The organism is Streptosporangium sp. NPDC000396 (genome assembly GCF_042898655.1).
In the GTDB taxonomy this organism is placed as follows: domain Bacteria; phylum Actinomycetota; class Actinomycetes; order Streptosporangiales; family Streptosporangiaceae; genus Streptosporangium.
Genome location: NZ_JBIAZA010000009.1, coordinates 169,122 through 190,504, shown reverse-complemented (window position 1 = coordinate 190,504; position 21,383 = coordinate 169,122). Strand labels below are relative to the sequence as shown.

The following is a 21,383-nucleotide window of genomic DNA, read 5'->3' as shown; positions in this document are numbered from 1 at the left end:
ATTGGCCGTTCCCTCGCCGGAGTGAGCTTGGGAGGATTCGTGCATGATCTCTTTCAGCGCCGCCCTCGGCATGGCGGCGATCGCGCTCGGACTGGTCCTGACCCCGGGGCCCAACATGATCTATCTGGTCTCGCGGTCGGTGTCGCAGGGACGCCGGGCCGGGCTGGTCTCCCTGGCGGGCGTCGCCGCGGGCTTCCTGGTGTACCTGACCGCGACGGTGGCGGGCATCGCGGCGATCTTCGCCGTGGTGCCCGCCGTCTACACCGCGATCAAATTCGCGGGTGCGGCGTATCTTCTGTGGCTGGCATGGAAGACGGTGCGCCCGGGCGCGCAGTCGGCCTTCGCGCCCAGCGCGTTGCCGGTGGATCCGGCGCGGCGGCTTTTCTCCATGGGGCTCGTCACCAGCCTCCTCAACCCGAAGATCGCCATCCTGTACGTGTCGCTGCTTCCCCAGTTCGTCGATCCCGCACACGGCGGCGTCGCCGGGCAGAGCCTCGTCCTCGGCCTGATCCAGATCGTCATCGCCCTGTCGGTCAACGGCATGATCGTGCTGTCCGCGGGGTCGATCGCGGCGTTCCTGGGGCGGCGGCCGTTCTGGACGCGCGTGCAGCGCTATCTGATGGGTGCCGCGCTGACCGGGTTCGCGGTGCGCCTCGTCACCGATCGCTCCCGGGTCGTGGTCGCGGCGTGAGACCGGGAGGGGGCGTCGTCCCGGCCCCGGGCTGAAGCCGGGCCGGGTCTGACCCTTCGTATGAGCGAGGAATGCCGGAAATCTAAACTTTTGCAATGCTTGCTTCGGCTCTCGCCTTCACCCTCGTCGCGCTGATCCTCACCGTTTCTCCCGGTCCTGACACCGTGATCGTGCTGCGTACCACGGTCTCCTCGGGCCGCCGTGCCGGGTTCCTCGCGGGACTGGGAGTCAATCTCGGCTGCTACGCCTGGGGAATCGCCACCGCGCTCGGCCTGACCGCGTTGCTGGCCGCCTCCGACGTCGCCTACACCACCGTGCGGATCGCGGGCGTCGCCTATCTGGTGTGGCTCGGCGTGCGTGCGCTCTGGAACGCCCGCCACGCCGTTCCCGCGGGGCCCGGGGAGCCGGCCGAGGTCACCGGGGCTCCGGGCGAACCGTCCGGCGCGCCCGTCCGGGCGCTGGCGATCATGCGCACCGGGTTCGTGACCAACCTCCTCAACCCCAAGGTGGGGGTCATCTACATGACCTTGCTGCCGCAGTTCGTCCCCTCGGACGTCCCCGTACTGCCCGCGACCCTGCTCCTGGTCACCATTCACAACCTGCTGGGCGCGGCGTGGTTCGGGCTCGTGGTCCTCGCCGCGAGCCTCATGCGCCGCGGTCTCACCCGCCCCTCCGTCCGCCGCCGCATGGAGCAGCTGACCGGTCTGGTGTTCATCGGTTTCGGCCTTCGCCTGGCGGTCGACGCAGGCTAGGAGGTCCCGTTCCGCTCCCGGAGGCCGGTCGCCGGCGAGGCCCCGGGAGCGGGAACCCGAAATATTTTCCGCTTTTCCGGCCGCCTCTGGGAAAGCCCATGTCGGAGAGGATGCCCGGCCTCGGCGCCGGGGCTGCAGCGCACTTTCACCTGAACCAAGGAAAACGCGTTTTCGCAGGTCAAAGGCAAACATGAACGTACGTTTCACGTTTGCCAAGTCCGTATTCCGTGGTCAAGGATGAATCATCTCCAAACAAGTCCCTGGCCAGGGGTTTCTTTGTCATGCCTGCAGCCGCCCACCCCGAGGAGGGGACGATGATCCATGCCCGAGGGCTGACCCGACGATTCAAGGTCAGACGAGAAAGCGTCGACGCCGTGCGCGGCCTCGACATCGATGTCGAGGCCGGTCAGCTGGTGGCCTTCCTCGGCCCGAACGGGGCAGGGAAGTCCACCAGCCTGCGCATGCTGACTTCTCTGCTTCCCCCGACGTCGGGAACCGCGACGGTGGCGGGCTGCGATGTCGTGTCGAACCCCGCCGGGGTGCGCGCCCGCATCGGCTACGTCGGGCAGAAGAACAGCGCGGGGGAGAACTTCCGCGTCCGCGACGAACTGGTGACCCAGGGGTGCTGCTACGGCCTCACCCGGGCTCAGGCACGCCGGCGGGCCGGTGAGGTTCTCGAACTGCTGGATCTGGAACCGCTGGCCGACCGGAAGCCCGGCACCCTGTCGGGTGGCCAGCGCCGCCGCCTCGACATCGCCCTGGGGCTCGTCCACCGCCCCGCCCTGCTGTTCCTGGACGAGCCGTCGACCGGCCTCGACCCGCAGAGCCGCGCCAACATCTGGGAGCACATCCTGCGGCTGCGCGAAGAGCGCGGCACGACGGTCTTCCTGACCACCCACTACCTGGAGGAGGCCGACAACATGGCCGAGCGGGTGGTGATCATCGACCACGGCCGGATCATCGCCGACGGGACGGCCGAGCGGCTGAAAGGCGACCTGGCCGGTGACCGCATCGCGATCACCACGAACGACGAGCCGGGGGCGGCGAAGGCGGCCGAGATCGCCGGGCGGACCATCGCGCCGGGCGAGGTCACCGTCGACGGGACGGCCGTACGGCTACGGGTGCCCCGCGCGGGCGCGGCGCTGCCGGAGTACCTGCGGTCGCTGGAGGCGGCCGGCGTGAAGGTCGCCACCGCCGAGACCGCCAGGCCCACGCTGGACGACGTGTTCCTCACGCTCACCGGCCGCAGCCTGCGCGAGAGCGACGACGCATGACACCGCGGCCCCGATTCCGGCCGGCCGCTCACCCGTTCGGCACTCATTCACAAGAAAGGTAAGACGTGCGCATGCGGTTCGTCCGTGACACCGGAACCGTGTTCTTCCGCGAGCTCGCTCCCGTGCTTCGCGAGCCTCTGGTTCTCCTGTTCGCCATGGTGCAGCCCCTGCTGTTCCTGTTCCTGTTCGGCCCGATGCTCGCGGGAACGGGGGGCTTCGGAAGCGAGGGGACGCCATGGCAGTGGTTCGTGCCCGGAATTCTGATCATGATGTGTCTCTCCGGGCCGATGATGGCCGGATATTCCCTGCTGACCGAGCTGATCGGCGGCTCGATGGAACGGATGCTGGTCACCCCGCTGAATCGCACGGCGATGCTGATCGGCCGGACTCTCAAGGAGTTCGTGATCCTGCTGGCGCAGGCCGTGCTGATCATCGGCCTCGCGGTGCCGCTGGGGTTCCGGCTCCGTCCCGCGGGCGTGCTGGCTGGGCTGGCGCTGCTGGTCGTGTTCGGGATCGGGCTGGGAGCCCTCTCCTTTGTCCTGGCGATCGCGTCCCGGCCGGGTGGCGAGCTGTTCTGGGGGGTCACCCAGATGGTGATGTTCCCGCTGCTGTTGCTGTCGGGTGTGCTGTTGCCCACCGGGTTCGGCCCGGCGTGGCTTCAGGCCGCCGCCGCGCTGAACCCGGTCTCCTACGTCGTCGAGGCGGAACGGGCGCTGTTCGACGGCCGGTTCGCCGACCTGTCGGTGCTGTACGGCACGCTCTCGGCCTGTGCCGTCGCCGCGGTGGGCCTGGCCCTGGGCACCCGGGCGATGCGGAGGGGCGTCTGACCGGTATCTGACGCGCGACCGGTCCGGCCGAGGGGACGGGCGTCCCGTGTGGTTCCGCGCGGTTCCGTACGGCCCGGCGGGCCCGGACCACCGGCGCCGGCCCGGACTACCAGCGCGGGGCCGCCTCAAGGTCGCCGAGGTGCGGGGCGGACAGATGAAGCACCTCGTAGGCCGTTTCACCCGTGTCCGGAACGCCGTCCTCCCAGAGCGTGAAGCGGACCAGTTCCCAGCTCCGAGGGTCGACCGCCAGCGCGATGGTGTGCACACCCTCGGCACGGGCCCGCTCCCGGAGTCCGGCGAGTGCTCGCTCGACGGCGGGGGCGGGGTCGGCCCCGGCCGCGATCGGCTCGGTGCGGCGGGTGGCCGAGCGGGGGACGGCCGCGTGCGCCGGCCCCCGCTCCAGGGCGACGCCCGTCCAGTGCCGGACTTCGGGGCGGCCGAAATCCTCGACGATGCCGCCGAACCCCGCCCCGCCCCACAGGAAGCGGTTCATCCCGCCGGTGTCGGCCCACAGGTAGAACGGGGCGTACTGGTTGACCGGCGAGCCGCCGACGCCTCGTTCGCGGATGAGGAACGCCTTGAAGCCGAGCCCGGGAAACGCGTCGAGAGCCGTTCCCCTCGTCGCCACGCGATGCCGGATGATCTTCATGTCGTAGTCGGCGGGCAATGCGATCTCGTACTGCGTGACTCCTCCGCTCCCTGAGAAGGGAGCGGCTTCTCGCTAAGCCGCTTTCGCAGCGTTACGAAGGGCAAGCCCTGCCCGGAGAATGTTGATCGCCGCGTTCACATCGGCATGCGCGGAAAAACCACACGCCGTACAGCGGAACACCGCCTGGGTGACACGGTTCTCCGCAGCGCAGTGCCCGCATTGGGCACACGTGCGGGAGGTGTTGGCGGGGTTCACCGCGATCAGCTCACGACCGGCGCTTTCAGCCTTGTACGCGAGGACCCGCAGAAACACCCCCCAACCCGCATCCAGAATCGACCGGTTCAAACCGGACTTGGCCGCGACGTTCCTGCCGGGCGCCTGGATCGTGCCGGACGCGCTACGGGTCATGTTCGCGATCCGCAGGTCCTCGTGCACGATCACGTCATAGCCGCCGACCAGCGCGAGCGCGGCCTTGTGCGCCGAGTCGAGCCGCTGGCGGCGCACCTTGGCGTGCAGCGCGGCGAGGCGGGCCACGGCCTTACGCCGCCGGTTGGACCCGCGTTTTTTGCGGGCCAGAGCCTGCTGGGCGGCGGCCAGGCGGCCGGCGGAGGCGGCCAGGGGGCGCCGGTTGGCCAGGGGTTCGCCGTCGCTGGTCGTCACCAGGGACGCGATGCCCAGGTCGATCCCGGCCACCGCGCCCGCGGCGGGCAGCACCTCGGCGGGCACGCCGTCGCACGACAACACCACGAACCAGCGCCTGCCCTCCCGTGTGACGCCGATCGTCTTCACCCGGCCCTTGACCCGGCGGTGCTGATGCACCCGGACGTGCCCGATGCCCTGCAGCCGCACGAACGTGGCGGCCGGGTGGTTGGGCTGGGAGTCCCACCGGCAGCCGTCGCCGTCCCTGGGCCAGACGACGGTGTCGAACCGGCCGCGCCCCTTGAACCGTGGAAACCCCGGCGTGCGACCGGAGAGGACCCGGGTGAAGAAGGCGGCGAACGCCTTATCGAGCCGTCGCAGGGTGGCCTGCTGGGAGGAGAACGACCACCGGCCCTGCCCGTCGGGGTCATCGGCACGGATGTGCTTGAGCTCGCCGGACTGATCGCCGTACCGGACGGTCACCCCGGCCCTGCGGTAGGCGGTGCGCCGGTGTTCCAGCGCCGCGTTGTACAGGACCCGGTGGTCCTCCAGGCAGGCGGCGAGCGCGATCTGCTGGTGGCGGGTGGGACGCAGCAGGAATTTATAGGATCTACGCACGGCCGCTCACCGGGGCGCCGATCGGTTCCTCACGGTTGGCCCGGAGCACCTTCTCACGGCACACCGTGACGCGGTCCCCCCAGGGCGGGGCGGCGGCACCCGGGGCGGCACGCGCCGCAGTGCCCGAGGTCAGACGCTGCGCCGGGAAAGGGACGCACCCGAGGAGCCACCCGCTCAATGTAACGGCGCCGCCCGCCCCAGGTCCGGGGAAAGGACCGGAAAGGCATCCGGGCGGGGACGGTATTCCCCCGTCGCCTGAAGGCGACGGTCCCCTGCCGAGGCTTTGGTGGCCAACACCGTCTCGGCCATCCTCTTTCCCCGTTTCGCTCAAGGGGCTGCCCGGGCGCGGGGGCGCAGGGCGCCGGCTGAGGCGGCCATGAAGGCGGCGAGGAAGGCGGGGATGGCCAGCGCGGCGGGCAGGCCGGTGATCTCGGCGGTGCCGCCGATGACGGCGGGTCCGGCGACGAGCCCGGCGTAGCCGATGGTGGCGACGTGGGCGATGGCCTGTCCGGCGCGGGCAGGGTCGTGGTTTCCGGCCGCGGAGAAGACCTGGGGAACGATGGTGGCCAGGCCAAGGCCGAACAGGGCGAATCCGGCGATGGCGACGGGGACCCGGCCGGCGAGGAGCGCGGATCCCAGGCCGAGGGCGGCGACGAGGCCGGAGTAGCGGACCAGGCGGACAGGGCCGAGCCGCAGGGCGAGGTGGTCTCCGGCGAAACGGCCGACGGTCATGGCGGTGGAGAAGACCGCGAAGCCGAGAGCGGCGACGCCCTGGGGTGCGCCGAGGTCTTCGACGAGGTAGACGGCGGTCCAGTCGACGGCCGCACCCTCTCCGACGAGTCCGGCGAAGGCGACGACGCCCATCAGGATGATCCAGCCGGACCAGGGGGCACGGGCGGGCGGAGTGACGGCGTGGGCGACGGGCGGAGTGCGGGGCAGCAGATGCCGTCCGGCGGGCAGGGAGATGAGCGCGAGGGTGATGCCGGTGGCGGCGAGGGTGATCCCGGCGCCCAGGCCGAGCCAGGCGAACAGCCCGCCGATGCCCGCGCCGATGAGGCCGCCGATGCTGAACATGCCGTGGAAGGAGGACATGACGGGGCGGCCGTAGGCGCGTTCGACCTCGACGCCGTGGGCGTTCATGGACACGTCGAGGGAGGCGTTGACGAGGCCGTACAGGAAGAGGGCGGCGACGAGGAGGGGGAGGGTGGGGGCGTAGCCGGGAAGGATGACGGCGAGGCAGGTGGCGATGCCCGCGGGCGTGACGACGCGGGCGCTGCCGAGACGGTCGGTGAGGCGTCCGGCGAAGCGCATGCCGACGACGAGCCCGGCGGCGACGGCGAGCAGGCCGTAGCTGAGCTCTCCGTCGCTGAGGCCGAGGCTGTGCTTGACGGCGGGAATGCGGGCGGCCCAGACACCGGAGACGGTGCCGAGCAGGACGAAGAAGAAGGAAACGGCGCGGCGGGCGCCGACGGTCTGCCGGGTCGCGGCCTCGCTCATGAGCGCCCCCGAGTTTTTCGGCTCAGGGGCGATATTCAATCACGCGCGCGGTCAGTGGACGGAGAAACCACCGTCGACGCAGATGGCCTGACCGGTGACGTAGACGCCGGCTTCGCTCGCGAGGAGGACGGCGATGCCGGCGAAGTCGGCGGGGACGCCGTTGCGGCCGGTCATGGATCGGGCGGCGAGGGCCTCGACGCGGCCGGGGACGGCCTGGGCGGGTTCGGTGAGGGGCGTGAGGACGAAACCGGGGATGAGGGTGTTGACGCAGACGCCGTGGCGGGACCACGCTTCGGCCTGGGAGCGGGTCAGGCCGGTGATGGCCGCTTTGGAGACGCCGTAGGCGCCGCTGTCGCCGAAGGCGCTGATGGACTGCTGGGAGCCGATGTTGATGATGCGGCCCCAGCCGCGCTGGGCCATGTGGGGGCCGAAGTGCTGGCCCAGGAGATAGGGGGCGGTGATGTTGACCGCCATGGTCTGCTCGTAGTCGTCGACGGTGAGCTCGTCCATGGGGCGGCGGATGTTGTTGGCGGCGTCGTTGACGAGGATGTCGACGTCGCCGTAGAAGGTGGCCGCCTGCCCGCAGACGCGGTCGACGCCGGCGCGGTCGCCGAGATCGGCGCTGATGGAGGCGGCGCGTACGCCGTGGGAACGCAGCCGCTGGACGGCCTGGGCGAGTTCGTCGTGGCGGCGGGCGACGATGACGACCGCGGCGCCGGCGCGGCCCAGGGCTTCGGCGATGCCGTACCCGATGCCGGAGCTGCCGCCGGTGACGAGGGCCACGCGGCCGGTGAGGCCGAAGAGATCGTCGAGATATCCAGACATACCGAAGGAACCTATCATCCCACCTTTGGGTGGGTCTCCTTGATGTGTCCTTGCCTGGAGGCGGCGCAACCGGGACCGGGCGAGCGTTCAGCTCCGCTTGGGCATTTGCTGAGTCGAGCAGTGGATGCCGCCTCCGCCCTCGCCGAGGGTGTCGACGGGCACCTGCACGATCTCCCGTTTGGGGTACAGGTCCCGGACGATGACGGCGGCGTCCTTGTCGGCCTTCCTGTCGCCGAAACGGGGCAGGACGACCCCTCCGTTGACCACGTAATAGTTCACGTAACTGGCCAGGAAGCCCTCGCCGCGGCGGCCGATGTCGCCCGGTTCGGGAAGCTCGACGAGCTCCAGCCGCTTGCCACGGGCGTCGACGGCGGTGCTCAGGACCTTGCGCGCCTGGTCGTAGGCGGCGGTCCAGACGTCCCGGGGCGCGTCCTCGGGCGGGGTGCTGATCACCACGACGCCGGGCTCGGAGAAGCGGGCCAGTGCGTCGATGTGGTAGTCGGTGATGTCCTTGCCCTTGACGCCTTTGACCCAGATGACGGTGGTCGCGCCGACGGTTTCCTTCAGCGCTCGCTCGATGTCCTTGCGGGTCTTGCCGGGGTTGCGGTTGTCGTTGATCAGCGAGCTCTCGGTGGCCATCAGCGTGCCTGCGCCGTCGACCTCGATCGAGCCGCCTTCGGCGACGATCGGCGCCTGGATCCTGGAGACGCGTTCCATGGTCAGGATCTCGCGGGCGACGTCCTTGTCGCGGGAGTGCTCCTGCTTGTCCCCCCAGCCGTTGAAGTTGAAGTCGACGCCGGCGATGCCCTTCTGGCCGAGCACGAAGGTGGGTCCGATGTCGCGCATCCACAGGTCGTCGACCGGGATCGGCACGACTTCCACCCCCGAGCCGCAGGCACGCTGCGCGGACTTGACGTCCTTGGGGTTGGCGAGCAGCACCACCGGCTCGAAGTCGGCGATCGCGCGGGCGATGCCGGCGATGTCGCGGCGGACGCCGGCGGTGTCGGACTCCCAGATCAGCTCGGTCGGCCACGACATGAAGGTCAGGTCGTGCGGATGCGTCTCGTCGGGCATCCGCCATTCGGCCGCCTTCGCCGCGGGGTCTTTCTGCGCCGCCGCGGTCGTCGTCCCGGCCCGCGTCACCGGTGTGCCGCAGGCGCTGAGCGCGCCACCGACGGTGGCCAAGATCGCCGTCTGTAGCGTCTGACGTCGTGACATGTACAAAGATTTCCTGACTGAAATTTTCGTTAGGATGAGCTTAGTCCGGCTGCCGGGGTGGTCTCGGCACCGGTGCGGCCGGTGAACCGGGCGGCGGTCCGAACGAGGTCGGCTGGACGTGGTCGGCGCTGCCCGCAGCGCCTCCCCGGCGGCCGGAATCTGCTGGGTGATGCAGTGCACTCCGCCACCGCCGTAGGCGATGACGGGCGTCTTCACCCCGACCACCGTGCGGCCGGGGAAGGCCGCGCCGATGACGGCCAGCGCCTTCTCGTCGGCCTCGACGCCGGCGACGGGGACGACCACGGCGCCGTTGGCCACGTAGAAGTTCAGGTAGCCGACCTCGACCAGGTCTCCCGCGACCTCGACGAACGCGCTCTGCGGTAGCTCGATCAGCTCGAACGGCCGGCCTGCGGCGTCGGTGGAGGCCTCCAGCACGCTTTTGTTGGCCCGCATCCGCGCGTAGTCGGGATGCCCGGGGTCGTCGGGCAGCTGGATCAGCACCTTCCCGGGAGCGGTGAATGCGGCGACGCCGTCCACATGGCCGTCGGTCTCCCGGTCCTCCAAGCCGCCGTACGGCAGCCAGATCACCTTGGTGACGCCCAGCCTGGCCTTCAGCTCGGCCTCGATGCCGGCGCGCGAAAGGCCAGAGTTCCTGTTCCGGTTCAGCAGGCACTGCTCGGTGGTGATCAACGTCCCCTCGCCGTCGACCGTGATCGCGCCGCTCTCCAGGATCATGTGTGATTCGACGCGGTCGACGCCGAGACGCTCCAGCAGCAGCGCGCTGATCCGGTCGTCCTGGTCCCACGGATGGTGCTTGCCGCCCCAGGAGTTGAAGCGGTGAGCATGTCTCGCCACAGCTCCTTCCGGGTCGGCCAGGCCATGAGGCAGCCGTCATGTGCGGCCCATTCGGCCGGCATGCGCATGGTCTCTCCTGTCTGAAATTTCAGTCAGCAAATGCGGGTTGCTATAGTGCATACCGACTGAAGATTTAGTCAAGACGTCTCCGACTCCTGCGACGTGAGGTGCAATGTCGTCCGATCGCCAGCGGCTGATTTTGGAAGCGGCCGTCCGTGTCATCGCCCACAGCGGCGTGCGCGGGCTACGAGTGGAGAAGCTGGCCGCCGAGGCCGGGGTGTCGGTCGCGCTGATCTACTACCACTTCGGCGACCGCGCCGGTCTGATGCGCCGGACCCTGGAGTTCGTCAACGAGCGGGCCGGCCGGTACACCAACGAAGCGATGGAGATCGGCGAGGATCCCCGCGCCCAGCTTGAGCTGCTGCTGCTCCTGGAGCTGCAGGACACCCCGGAGGTCCGGGAGAACAGTGCGGCGTGGGGCGAGTTGCGGGCCAGCGCGGTGTTCAATCCCGAACTGCGCGAGCCGCTCAGCGTGTCCACGCGCGGCTGGGTCGACGATCTCGCCGGCATGATCCGGCAGGCGCAGGCGGCGGGGCTGGCCGCCGCCGAGGCCGATCCCGTTGACGTGGCCGAGCGTCTCACCGCTCTTGTCGAGGGGGTGAGCGAACGCTGGCTCAGCGGCTCGATGACCCTGGAGCGTGCCCGCGAACTGGTGGAAGGCGCCGTGATCGCGGAGCTGGGCAGGCGATGACGGTCACCGGAGAAGGGTGAGGCGCGTTTCACGAGCCGGGTCGTCAGGGCCCGCGGACCCTGACCTCGGCCCGATCGTCCACGTCGAATCATCAGACACGCCTTAGAGGGCCTTCTCGGTGGAGAAGGTGGCGGCGACGGCCTGAACCTTGTTCATGACGTTGGACAGGTCGTGAAGGGTGGGGGTGTCGAGGCGTTCGAGAACGTATCGGAAGTCGGCGAGGCCGGCGTCGGCGATCTGCTCGACGAGGGCGCGGCCGGCGGGGGTGAGCTCGACACGGCGGACGCGCCGGTCGCTGGGGTCTTCCCGGCGGGTGACGAGGCCATGGCCGACAAGGCGGTCGACGATGCCGGTGACGGTGCCGAGGCCGACCCCGAGGTGGTGGGCGAGGTCCTGGCCGGAGGCGGAGTCCTGGCAGGACAAGGTCATGATGACCTTGAGCTGCCGCATCGTGAGGTTGGAGTCGAAGAGGGGAGAGGAGGGACGCTTCTGGGCGAAGAGCCGTCCGAGGTCCCGCTGTATTTCGCCGATCCGGCGGATCAGCTCTTCCCGTTCGTCGTTCACGCTCACCTCTCGCTTCCTGAGAAGGTTATCAGGATAGTAAGGCGTCGCTAAATATTCGCGTGAGGCGAAGTGTTAGTCTGGGGCGAAATTAGCTGTGACATCCCCCTAGGAGTCCGCCCCCATGACCGCCTTGGCCAGGTTGAGCCTTGCCAACCGCAGCCTCGTCATAATGATCGCGGTCGTGTTGAGCGCATTCGGCGCCTTCGCGATCCCGTCGCTGAAGCAACAGCTGCTTCCCTCGCTTTCCTTCCCGGGCGCGTTCGTGGTCGCCCCCTACCTCGGTGCCTCACCCGAGATCGTCGAAGAGCAGGTCACCAAGCCGATCGAGGACAGTTTTCAGGGCATCGACGGCGTCACCGAGATAACCTCCACCTCCAAGGAGGGGTTGTCGCAGGTGCAGGTGTCGTTCGAGTACGGCACCGACATCGACGCGGCGGTCGCCGAGATGCAGCAGGCGGTGTCGCGGATCGACTCCCAGCTGCCCGACGACGTGGATCCGCAGGTCCTGGCCGGAGGAACCGACGACATCCCGGTGATGGTGCTGGCGGTGGGGGCCGGCGGTGACGAGCGGGCCATGGCCGACAAGCTTGAGCGGATCATGGTGCCGGAGCTGAAGGGCGTCGACGGCGTCCGCGACGTCACGGTGACCGGTACGCGCGACGAGACCGTGGTGATCACTCCGGACGTCAAGAAACTCGCCTTCCTCGGGCTGGCGCCGACCGCGGTGGCCGACGCGTTGCGTGCCAACGGCCAGTCGATTCCGGCGGGCAGCCTGGTGGAGGACAACAAGTCGCTGACGGTTCAGATCGGCAGCCGGATCACCTCGATCAAGGATCTGAAGAACCTCTACCTGACTCCCGCCGCGCCGCAGGCCCAGGCCCAGCAGCGGCCGCCGCAGCAGGCGCGTCAGGTGCCGGGCCGTACGGTGCCGGCCGCGCAGGCACAGCAGGCGCAGCGTCCCCCGGCCGCCCCCAAGCCGGTCAGGCTCGGCGACGTCGCCGACGTGGAGCGGTCGCTGGCCGAGAGCACCTCGTTGACGAGGACCAACGGTGAGCCGAGCCTGGGCGTGTCGGTGACCATGAAGCCCGACGGCAACGCGGTGGCGATCTCGCACACGGTGAACGAGAAGGTACCCGAGATCGTCCGGGCGATCGGCGACGCCTCCAAGGTGACGGTGGTCTTCGACCAGGCGCCGTACGTGGAGCGCTCGATCGAGGACCTGACCACCGAGGGCCTGCTCGGCCTGGTCTTCGCGGTGCTGGTCATCCTGGTCTTCCTGCTGTCGCTGCGCTCCACGCTGGTGACCGCGATGTCCATCCCGCTGTCGGTGATCATCGCGTTGATCGCCCTGTGGCTGGGGGACTACTCGCTCAACATGCTCACCCTGGGCGCGCTGACGATCGCGGTCGGGCGTGTGGTGGACGACTCGATCGTGGTCCTGGAGAACATCAAACGGCACCTGGAGTACGGCGAGGCCAAGCGCCAGGCCGTGCTTTCGGGCGTGCGTGAGGTGAGCGGCGCGGTGACCGCCTCGACGCTGACCACGGTCGCGGTGTTCCTGCCGATCGCGGTGGTCGGCGGCATGGTGGGACAGCTGTTCGCGCCCTTCGCGATCACCGTGACGGTGGCGCTGCTGGCCTCGCTGCTGGTGTCGCTGACGGTGATCCCCGTGCTGGCCTACTGGTTCCTGAAGACGCCGGCGCTGAGCGCCGAGGAGGCGCGGGCGGCGCGCGAGAAGGCCGAGGCCAAGGAGCTGCGCAGCCCGCTGCAGCGCGCCTACATACCGGTGCTGCGCTTCGCGACCAGGCGGCGGCTGGTCACCGTGCTGGTCGGCATCCTGATCTTCGTGGGGACGATGGGCCTGGTCGGGCGGCTGGAGACCAACTTCCTCGACTCCTCCGGTCAGAACACCATCGCCCTGAGCCAGAAGATGCCCCCCGGCACCGACCTGGCCACGACGGACGCGGCGGCCAAGAAGGTCGAGCAGGTGCTGTCCTCACTGGAGGACGTGCAGGACTACCAGGTCAACGTGGGCTCCGGCGGCGGGTTCATGGGCGCGATGGGCGGCGGCGGAGACCGCGCCTCCTACTCGGTGACGGTCGCCGAGGACGCCGACACCCCGGCGCTGGAGAACACGCTGCGCGAGCGGCTCAAGGCCCTGAAGGACGTCGGTGAGATCACCGTCGGCGGCTCCCAGGGCGGCCCGGGAGGCGGGTCCACCAACCAGCTGCAGGTAATCGTGCAGGCGCCGGACATCGAGGCGCTGCGGACCGCGACCGAGACGGTGCGCGGTGCCATGGCCGGTCTCGGCGGGCTGCGGGACGTCTCCTCCAACCTGGAGGCCAGCGCTCAGCGCGTCGAGGTCCAGGTGGACCGGGAGAAGGCGGCCGCCAAGGGGCTGACCGAGACACAGATCGGGCAGCTGGTCGCCCAGAGCTTCCGCGGCGCGCCGCTGGGCCAGATCACCCTGGACGGACAGGCCGGTGACGTGATCCTGCGCACGGGCGACGCGCCGGAGGACCTGAAGGCGATCCGCGACCTGAAACTGCCGACCGCGACGGGCGTGGTCAAGCTGTCGGACGTGGCGAAGGTGGCCAAGATCGACGGGCCGACGCAGGTGACCCGCATCGACGGGGAACGCAGCGCGACGGTATCGGGTACGGCAACTGGCAGCGACCTGGGCAGCGCCACGGCGAAGCTGACGGACAAACTGAAGACCCTGTCGCTGCCGGCCGGGGCGAGCTACACCATCGGCGGCGTCAGCGCCGACCAGGCTGAGGCGTTCGGCCAGCTGGGGCTGGCGATGCTGGCCGCCATCGCGATCGTCTTCATGATCATGGTGGCGACGTTCCGCAGCTTCGTGCAGCCGCTGATCCTGCTGGTGTCGGTGCCGTTCGCGGCGACCGGCGCGATCGGGCTGCTGCTGGCCACCGGCACCCCGATGGGCGTGCCGGCGCTGATCGGCATGCTGATGCTCATCGGCATCGTGGTGACCAACGCGATCGTGCTGATCGACCTGATCAACCAGTATCGCGAGCAGGGGCTGGGCATCGTGGAGGCGGTGATCGAGGGCGGCCGCCGCCGCCTGCGGCCGATCCTGATGACCGCGGTGGCGACCATCTTCGCGCTGATCCCGATGGCCCTGGGACTGACCGGATCGGGCGGGTTCATCTCCCGGCCGCTGGCGATCGTGGTGATCGGCGGGTTGCTGTCGTCGACACTGCTGACGCTGGTGCTGGTGCCGACCCTTTACGTGATGCTGGAGCGGACCAAGGAGCGTCTGCGCCGCAAGCCCAGGGGCGGCCGGCACGAGGCCGAGGTGAAGGTCTACGAGGAAGCGTCGGTTTAATCGACCGTTCAGTCGCGCCCGGTGGCCTGTCTGGGTTACCGGGCGCAGCCATTTCGTGTGCGATCGGGCCGCACTAGAAAGGCGGCGCGTATGGGTGGTTTTTCACTTGGTCGTAGATCGCACGGAGCCAGGGCTGACGGACCTGGGGCAACCGCGCCAAGGTGTCGAGGAAGATGCCAGAGTCCGGCCGGAAGGTGAACGGCAACCAGGGCGGCGGATAGTCGCGGTGGACGTCGTCGGGGAGCGCGCCCGACACAGGGGCAGGAATGCGGTCATGTGGGTAGGCCAGGTACGTCCACACTTCGGCGGCGAGTGGCAAGTGGCCGGGGGGCTGGATAGAAGAGCTGGGCACAACCGGGAGGCGCTTCCAGTGGGAGCGGCTCCCGGCTCGGCGGGAATCGGACTGGTGATCAGCTCAGCCGGGCGTGCTTTGAAGCGGCCCGTTCGAGCTCATGTTCGACGTGGTGGTGGGGCACCGTCATCGTGATCTTCCCGCCATCTCGCAGATTGATCAGGTAGCCGGGTCCGCTTCCGGGTCGGGCGCTGGCCCACACGCCACTGGCCGTGTCCGCGCTCAGGTGCTCCAGATGGGCGCCCTTCAGCCCGAGATTCACGCGCTTCCAGGTCGTCCCGTCCCAATGCAGCACGACATCGGCCAGCGGCCGGCACCATGCGTCGCCGGCTCCGGCGGAATGTCGGACCGTGCCGATCGCCCACACGTCATCGCGTGCGAGTGCCGCGAGGTCGGTCATCAGGATCGGGTGCGGCTCCGGGCACGAATCGGTCGCCGCCGGAAGGTCGATGTGGGGCAGCGCGGCCCTGGACCAACGACCGTGATGCCACCGCATCATCACGGGCTGTCCGGTGGTGGAAGACAGTGCCCACAGGTCTTCAGGGCCGGCTGCGGCCAGCCGTACGCGTTCTGTCGGGGCTTTGACCGAGCGCCACCGCCTGCCGTTCCAGTGCCACAGCAAGCGCTTGTCCCCTTCGGAGAACCAGATGTCGTTCTCGTCCACGATGGCGGCGTCGTACAGCCCATCGGCCGGCGGAGACGTCAGGCGAGAGGCCTTCTGCCAGCGGCGACCGGTGAAACGCAGGAACTGCACCGTTTCGCTGTGATAGTCATGGCCGAACAGCCACGCCTTCCCATTGGAAGTCGCGGCCTTCAGGACGGCGGGGTCCCAATCCCGCAGACCGTGGGGGCCGGGGCCGCGGGTCCATGCGGCACCATCCCAACGCATCATCCACCAATATGCGGCCATTTCATCGGCGATCACCCAGGCCTGATTCTTGCCTGTCGCCACGATCTGCTGGTCCTCGCCCTCGCCTCCGGTATCGCCGGTGAGATGCCAGCGGCCATCGGGGGGCGCGTTGGCCACGTCGGCCCTGTGGGGAGTCGATACGTGGGCTGATTGCGACGATCCTCCGAAGAGCAGCAGGCCCGTCATGACGACGGCTATCGATCTAGATCGCATTCCTGCAAGATAGGCGAAGGCGTACGGCGTGGGCAGGCTTTGGTCTGTATGGCTCGGCTGCCGTTGGCAGGCCAGAGGGATTCCAGGCCGAGCGCGCCTCGGGCGTCGCGGTCACCCTCGTCGTGCCCGAATGCCGTGGAGATCGTTTCCTCTGAAGGAGCGGCCGATGACTCTCCCCGTGGAAGGCGGAACCGGTCTTCGTTGTATGAATTCCGCCGTTCCGCGTGCCGACCCTTTACGTGATGCTGGAGCGGACCAAGGAGCGTCTGCGCCGCAAGCCCAGGGGCGGCCGGCACGAGGCCGAGGTGAAGGTCTACGACGCCGACGAGCTGACCCCGGCCGCCGGATGAACCGCCCGATCGCCGTACGGCGGTGCGCCGCACCGCCGTACGGCGATCGGGCTTCACGGCACCCTCGCACGCGACCACGACGCCTGCCGCCAGCCTGTTTCAGGACCAGGGGTGTTCTGGGGTGATCTTCGGGTGGGTCAGGTCCTTGGCCGGCCGTACTGGGCGACGATGTTCGTGGTCCACTCCTCGACCTGAGCGTTGACCTCCGCGAAGTCGCGAGGCAGGCCGGGTGCGTCGGGTCGGGACTGCCACGGGTGGGGCCCGCTCTCGGGTCTGAACTCCACGCCGAGCGCCTCGAGCCGGCGCTCGTGGGATCGCAGGCGTCTGCGGAAGTCGGCGAAGGCGCGTTGCCGCTGCCCCCACACGACCTCGGCGAAGGCCGCCAACCGCGGGAAGGCCATGTAGTCGAGATGCCGCGCTGAGTCGATGTGCTCGGTCCAGATGTTCGCCTGCGCACCGAGGATGTGCCGCGACTCCTCCTCGGTGAGTTCGGACGGCACGGGCTCGAACCCGTAGACGTTTTCAAGACTGATGATGCTGCCTATGGGCACCGGCTCCGCCGGATCGCCGGACTGCCGGAAGTCGAGGTAGAGCTCGGTGAACGGGCAGGTCACCACATCGTGCCCAAGCCTGGCGGCGGTGACGGCTCCGAAGGTCCCCCGCCACGACGCCACGGTCGTCCCGCGTGGCAGGCCGCCTTCCAGGATCTCGTCCCAGCCATATGGCCTGCGCCCGCAGGCGATGAGGTACTCGGTGAACTGGCGGATGAACCAGCTCTGCAGCTCGTCCTCGTCTCGCAGCCCGAGCTCGCGTATCCGCTCCTTCGCCCGTGGGCTGTCGCGCCACTGTTTCTTCGGAACCTCGTCGCCGCCTATGCAGACGTAGTCGCCGGGGAAGAGCTCCAGCACCTCGTCGAGGACCGCCTTGAAGAAGGCGATGGTGCGATCCTCGACGTTGAGAACATTGTCGTTCACACCCCAGGTGGTGCCGACGGGTAGGGATTCGTCGAGGTTGCCGAGTTCGGGATAGGCGGCGATGGCGGCCTGGGTGTGGCCGGGCAGGTCGATCTCGGGCACCACCGTGATGAACCGGTCGGCGGCGTAGGCGACGATCTCCCTGATGTCGTCCTGGGTGTAGTAACCGCCGTGCGGCCGCCCGTCGTACTTCTCGTGGACCGCTGCGCCCACGCTCGACTCGCGGCGCCACGCGCCGACCTCAGCGAGCCGGGGGAAGCGTTTGATCTCCAGACGCCAGCCCTGGTCGTCGGTGAGATGCAGGTGCAACACGTTCAGCTTGTGCATCGCCAGCAGGTCGATGTAACGCAGCAGATCATTCTTGGGGAGAAATCTCCTCGCGACGTCGATCAGCACCCCGCGCCAGGCAAAGCGGGGCGCGTCCGCGATGGTCACGGCCGGAATGGACCACGGGCCGTGCCCGAGCGGCCCGGCGCGGAAGGCGTCGGCGGGAAGCAACTGGCGCAGGGTTTGAGCACCGTAGAAGGCGCCCGCGGGACCACCCGCCTCGATCCGGACGGCGCCGGAGGTGACCTGGAGACGGTAGGCCTCTTCGGCCAGATCCGCCGCACGGACGAGCTGGATCGTTCCGGGACCGGGCGAGCCGGGCAGCAGAGGGAGCCGCGTCGCCGGACCGAGCGCGCCCCGCAACCAGCGGACCGTGTGCTCGAACGCCGGGTCGGAGGCGATGACGGTGTCCTCTGTGAGGACGAAACAACCTTCGGCCGCGGTGATCAGGATCGGCCGGGGGATCACGGTGTCGGTCGGGCTTTCTTCTGGGCTTTCAAAAGAGCTCACAGTGCCTGTACCGTCCCCGTCTCGCGAGCGTGCTCAGCGGCCCAGACGAGCAGATGGCCCGCGAGTGCCTCCTGTGGGTCGCACCCGAGCAACGTCTGGTCTCCCGCGGCCACGGCGTCGAGGAAGGCCGCCGTCAGGCCCGCGTCTCCTCCTCCGTGGCCGTCCGCCGCCGACGCCCCCGCTCCGCTCCGCGTGTCAATCCATTCCTCCTCGCCTGTACGGAAGTCCACGATCCGCAGCGTCATGCCGTCGCCTTCGAGATAGCCGTGTGTGCCGAACAGGCGGGTTTTGCGATGTTCCAGTGGTGTGAACGCCGTCATGGTGAACGACGCGGTGACTCCGCCCTCGAACTCCAGCATCACCACCTGCTGATCCACCACATCGTTGTCGCAGTCGTAGACGCACCGGCCATAGGGGCCGGTCTCCAGCGCATGGAGAACGGCCTCGGCCGTCGGTTCGGCGGTGACCGCGCTGAGCGGCCAGAACTCGGTGTTCGGATCACCCAGGCAGCCCAGGTAGAAGCGGGTCGCCGAGTAGGGGCAGTCGGCCTCGACGGCGCACCCGGTGCACCGCTCGCCCGCGCCCTCCGGGCGGTTGTCCGGCCGGAAGTGGAACAGGCCGCCGAAGGAGGCCACGCGCACCGGCCGCAGTCCGATCACGTGCAGCAGCCAGTCCATGTCGTGACAGGACTTGGTCAGCAGCATAGGTGCCGAGGTGTCGGCCCTTCGCCAGTCTCCGCGCACGAACGAATGCGCGTGGTGCCACCAGCCGACCGGCTCGAGATGTTCGACACTCGCCAGGTCGCCGAGCCTGCGCTGCTCGATCACGGCCTTCAATGCCAGGGTGTAGGGCGTGTAACGCAGGACATGTCCTACGGCGAAGACGACAGAACGGCGCTGGACCGCTGCGACGATCCGCCGGGCGTCAGCCTCCACCGGCGCCATCGGCTTCTCCAACAGGATGTGGTAGCCCAACTCCGCGAAAGCCACTGCCGGGTCGGCGTGCAGGTGGTCCTGGGTCGCGATGACGACGGCGTCGGCGAGCCTGCCGACTCCGGCCAACTCGGCCCAGTCGTGGAAGACTTCTTCTGGGGAGAGGCCGAATTCGGCGGCGAATCTTTCCCTGCGTTCCAGGTCAGGTTCGGCGACGGCCACGATGCGTCCACGTCCACTCCTCACCGCTTCTCTGGCGTAGATGAGTCCCCGCATCCCCGCGCCGACCACAGCAAGACTCACAGTCATTGAAGTCGCATCTCCGGCATGTAAAGGTAACTAATAATGGAGTACATCATTAGTGGTGACACGATGAAAGAGTCAAGGGGTGAGGAAATGGAAAACGCCGGGGGCGACCTCCAGAGGCTGCGCCAGCTGAACGCGCTCGCCAGCCTGCACGCACTACGCGGTTCGCCGCCGCTCACGCTCGCGGAGCTCGCACGGCGCACCGGCCTGTCACGGGCCTCGATCAACGAGGTGATAGCGGATCTGATGGGCCGGGGATGGGTGACCGAGGTGCCGCCGGCTCCCGGTGTCATGGGCCGTCCGGCGCGTAGATACCGATTCCGGTCAGAGGCCGGATACGTGCTCGGCCTGGACATCGGCGTTCACAAGGTGCTCGCGGCGATCACGGACCTGAACGGCGAGGTGATCGCCAGCGGCCGGACCGCCGTCGGGGCGGAGACCCCCAGGCAGGAACGGCTGGCCGCCGTCGACCGGGCGATAGCGGCGTGTCTGGCCATGTCGAACGTGCCGGTGGCCGACATCTGGGCGGTCACGGCGGGCACCGTCGGTGTGGTGGATCGGGAGGGCCAGGTGACCACGGTCTACTCGATTCCCGACTGGGCAGGGGTGGACCTCGCCGGGCATCTGCGCAAGACGTTCGGGCGGACGGTGCTGGTCGCCAACGACAGCAAGCTCGCCGCCCTCGCCGAGCAGCGGCTCGGCGAGGCACGCGAGGTACGCGACCTCGTCTACCTGCACGCGGGGCGTAGACCCGGTGCCGCGCTGATCGTCGACGGCAGGCTCCACATGGGCTTCAGCGGCGCGTCGGGCGAGGTCGGGTTGCTGGAGGCGGTGCGCTGGCTTCACATGGCGAAACACCTCGAACAGTGTCCCGGGTTCACGGGTCATCCGCCGGACCAGATCGCGGGCCTGGTGTTCGAGGCGGCTCGCGTGGGCGACCCCGCGGCCCTCGACGCCGTCGGACGATACGTGGCCGATCTCGCGGTCGGGGCGGCGGCCCTGATCCTCTCCCTCGACCCCGAACTGGTCGTGCTGGGCGGTGGCTTCTCCCGCTCGGGTGACGTGCTGCTCCAGCCATTGCGGCAGGCCTTGGAACCGTTGTGCCTGCGCATGCCCGAGATACGGCTGTCGAGCCTCGGCGAGGACAGCGTGGTGCTCGGAGCCGCCTGTCTGGCCATCGACCACGTGAACCGGCTCCTGCTCTCCGCCGAGGATCCCCTGCTCGCTCTCAACACTTCTGGAGGGGTCAGGTGAGGCGGCCGCTGCCATGGCCAGGCTGCCGCAACGCCCGCGACCTCGGAGACCTGCCCGGTATCCGGCAGCGCGCATTGATCCGGTCGGAGGGTCATGAACGGCTGACGGCGGAAGGCCGGCGGGCATTGCTGGCCTACGGCGTCAGCCGGGTGATCGACCTGCGTCTTCCCGCCGAGTGTGAGCGGCTGCCCAGCCCGTTCGCCGACTCCCTCGTCTACCGCAACGTGTCGGTGCTCGGCTCGCAAGACGTCCTTCTCGCGGGTATGGGCGCCGACCTCGCCGAGATCTACCGAGTGATCCTTGACGACTTCGCCGCGCACGTCACCTCGGCCGTGGTGGCGATCGCCCAGGCTCCGCCGGGTGGGGTGGTCCTCCACTGTCACTCCGGACGCGATCGCACCGGCCTCGTCACGGCTCTCGCCCTGAGGGTCGCCGGGGTGTCCCGCGTGCTCGTCGCCGAGGACTACGCGCTCACGGCAGCCCATCTCGGGCTCGAGGAGGACACGGACGACATGGCCCGCTCGCACTTCGAGCAGACCCGGCCGGAGACGATGCTGGCCACGCTGGATCACCTGGACGGCCGGTACGGCGGCGCGCTGCCGTACCTTCTCGATCACGGGATGCGGGAAGCCGACGTGCGGGCACTCAGAGGACGACTTTGTGCGGAGCTATTGACGTGAAGACCGCTATCTCCATACTTACGTGGTAGACCATTGAAAGTCGATGGCATTGCCGCCTTGTGGCGG

At 69.0% G+C, this 21,383-nt stretch carries 18 protein-coding genes; 9 read left to right on the top strand and 9 right to left on the bottom strand.

Features of this window, described 5'->3' with window-relative positions; all coding sequences use genetic code 11:
• Positions 1-43 precede the first annotated feature (43 nt).
• The 4 genes from ACFY2X_RS16840 (at position 44) to ACFY2X_RS16825 (ending at position 3,544) form a co-directional block, all read left to right on the top strand.
• Positions 44-691, top strand: a complete 648-nt coding sequence (locus tag ACFY2X_RS16840; protein ID WP_389938990.1) for a LysE family translocator — start codon at positions 44-46, stop codon at positions 689-691.
• Positions 692-786: 95 nt separating this feature from the next.
• Positions 787-1,443, top strand: a complete 657-nt coding sequence (locus ACFY2X_RS16835; protein WP_389938988.1) for a LysE family translocator — start codon at positions 787-789, stop codon at positions 1,441-1,443.
• Between the two features lie 314 nt (positions 1,444-1,757).
• On the top strand, positions 1,758-2,717 hold the full coding sequence (locus ACFY2X_RS16830; RefSeq protein WP_389938986.1) for an ATP-binding cassette domain-containing protein: 960 nt from the start codon (positions 1,758-1,760) through the stop codon (positions 2,715-2,717).
• Positions 2,718-2,788: 71 nt separating this feature from the next.
• The gene (locus tag ACFY2X_RS16825; RefSeq protein WP_389938984.1) at positions 2,789-3,544 is read left to right on the top strand and encodes an ABC transporter permease; all 756 of its coding nucleotides are present in this window, start codon (positions 2,789-2,791) and stop codon (positions 3,542-3,544) included.
• Between the two features lie 106 nt (positions 3,545-3,650).
• Here ACFY2X_RS16825 and ACFY2X_RS16820 read toward each other — a convergent pair whose 3' ends face one another.
• The 5 genes from ACFY2X_RS16820 to ACFY2X_RS16800 form a co-directional block, all read right to left on the bottom strand.
• A complete protein-coding gene (locus tag ACFY2X_RS16820) occupies positions 3,651-4,217 on the bottom strand; it encodes a DUF4865 family protein (RefSeq protein ID WP_389939218.1) in 567 nt (188 codons plus the stop codon).
• Positions 4,218-4,265: 48 nt separating this feature from the next.
• Positions 4,266-5,450, bottom strand: coding sequence for an RNA-guided endonuclease InsQ/TnpB family protein (locus tag ACFY2X_RS16815; protein WP_389938982.1), 1,185 nt, complete (start codon positions 5,448-5,450; stop codon positions 4,266-4,268).
• Positions 5,451-5,777: 327 nt separating this feature from the next.
• Positions 5,778-6,947: an MFS transporter gene (locus tag ACFY2X_RS16810; RefSeq protein ID WP_389938980.1), complete on the bottom strand. Its 1,170-nt coding sequence runs from the start codon at positions 6,945-6,947 to the stop codon at positions 5,778-5,780.
• Between the two features lie 51 nt (positions 6,948-6,998).
• Entirely contained in the window at positions 6,999-7,772 is a 774-nt protein-coding gene (locus ACFY2X_RS16805) for an SDR family NAD(P)-dependent oxidoreductase (protein WP_389938978.1), read from the bottom strand.
• 87 nt (positions 7,773-7,859) lie between these two features.
• Positions 7,860-9,845 carry an agmatine deiminase family protein gene (locus tag ACFY2X_RS16800; RefSeq protein ID WP_389938977.1) on the bottom strand — a complete coding sequence of 662 codons (1,986 nt, stop codon included), beginning with the start codon at positions 9,843-9,845 and terminating at the stop codon, positions 7,860-7,862.
• A gap of 172 nt (positions 9,846-10,017) precedes the next feature.
• Here ACFY2X_RS16800 and ACFY2X_RS16795 point away from each other — a divergent pair, with 172 nt between their 5' ends.
• Complete coding sequence (locus ACFY2X_RS16795) at positions 10,018-10,596, top strand: TetR/AcrR family transcriptional regulator (protein WP_389938975.1); 579 nt, start codon at positions 10,018-10,020, stop codon at positions 10,594-10,596.
• A gap of 102 nt (positions 10,597-10,698) precedes the next feature.
• Here the strand turns inward: ACFY2X_RS16795 and ACFY2X_RS16790 are convergent, their stop codons facing one another.
• Entirely contained in the window at positions 10,699-11,166 is a 468-nt protein-coding gene (locus ACFY2X_RS16790; RefSeq protein WP_389938973.1) for a MarR family winged helix-turn-helix transcriptional regulator, read from the bottom strand.
• A gap of 115 nt (positions 11,167-11,281) precedes the next feature.
• On the opposite strand from ACFY2X_RS16790, the gene ACFY2X_RS16785 reads away from it, so the two are divergent.
• Positions 11,282-14,509 carry an efflux RND transporter permease subunit gene (locus tag ACFY2X_RS16785; RefSeq protein WP_389938971.1) on the top strand — a complete coding sequence of 1,076 codons (3,228 nt, stop codon included), beginning with the start codon at positions 11,282-11,284 and terminating at the stop codon, positions 14,507-14,509.
• Between the two features lie 410 nt (positions 14,510-14,919).
• Here the strand turns inward: ACFY2X_RS16785 and ACFY2X_RS16780 are convergent, their stop codons facing one another.
• Entirely contained in the window at positions 14,920-15,957 is a 1,038-nt protein-coding gene (locus ACFY2X_RS16780; protein WP_389938969.1) for a hypothetical protein, read from the bottom strand.
• Between the two features lie 251 nt (positions 15,958-16,208).
• Between ACFY2X_RS16780 and ACFY2X_RS16775 the strand changes: the two genes are divergently transcribed.
• Positions 16,209-16,334, top strand: coding sequence for a hypothetical protein (locus ACFY2X_RS16775; RefSeq protein WP_389938967.1), 126 nt, complete (start codon positions 16,209-16,211; stop codon positions 16,332-16,334).
• Between the two features lie 137 nt (positions 16,335-16,471).
• On the opposite strand, the gene ACFY2X_RS16770 is transcribed toward ACFY2X_RS16775, so the two are convergent.
• Both ACFY2X_RS16770 and ACFY2X_RS16765 read right to left on the bottom strand, forming a co-directional pair.
• Entirely contained in the window at positions 16,472-18,145 is a 1,674-nt protein-coding gene (locus tag ACFY2X_RS16770) for a beta-N-acetylhexosaminidase (RefSeq protein WP_389938965.1), read from the bottom strand.
• Complete coding sequence (locus ACFY2X_RS16765; protein ID WP_389938963.1) at positions 18,142-19,386, bottom strand: Gfo/Idh/MocA family protein; 1,245 nt, start codon at positions 19,384-19,386, stop codon at positions 18,142-18,144. The genes ACFY2X_RS16770 and ACFY2X_RS16765 overlap by 4 nt, the downstream gene beginning before the upstream one ends.
• 87 nt (positions 19,387-19,473) lie before the next feature.
• Here ACFY2X_RS16765 and ACFY2X_RS16760 point away from each other — a divergent pair, with 87 nt between their 5' ends.
• Complete coding sequence (locus tag ACFY2X_RS16760) at positions 19,474-20,637, top strand: ROK family transcriptional regulator (RefSeq protein ID WP_389938961.1); 1,164 nt, start codon at positions 19,474-19,476, stop codon at positions 20,635-20,637.
• The gene (locus ACFY2X_RS16755) at positions 20,634-21,317 is read left to right on the top strand and encodes a tyrosine-protein phosphatase (protein WP_389938959.1); all 684 of its coding nucleotides are present in this window, start codon (positions 20,634-20,636) and stop codon (positions 21,315-21,317) included. Before ACFY2X_RS16760 ends, ACFY2X_RS16755 begins: the two co-directional genes overlap by 4 nt.
• The last annotated feature ends 66 nt before the right edge of the window (positions 21,318-21,383 follow it).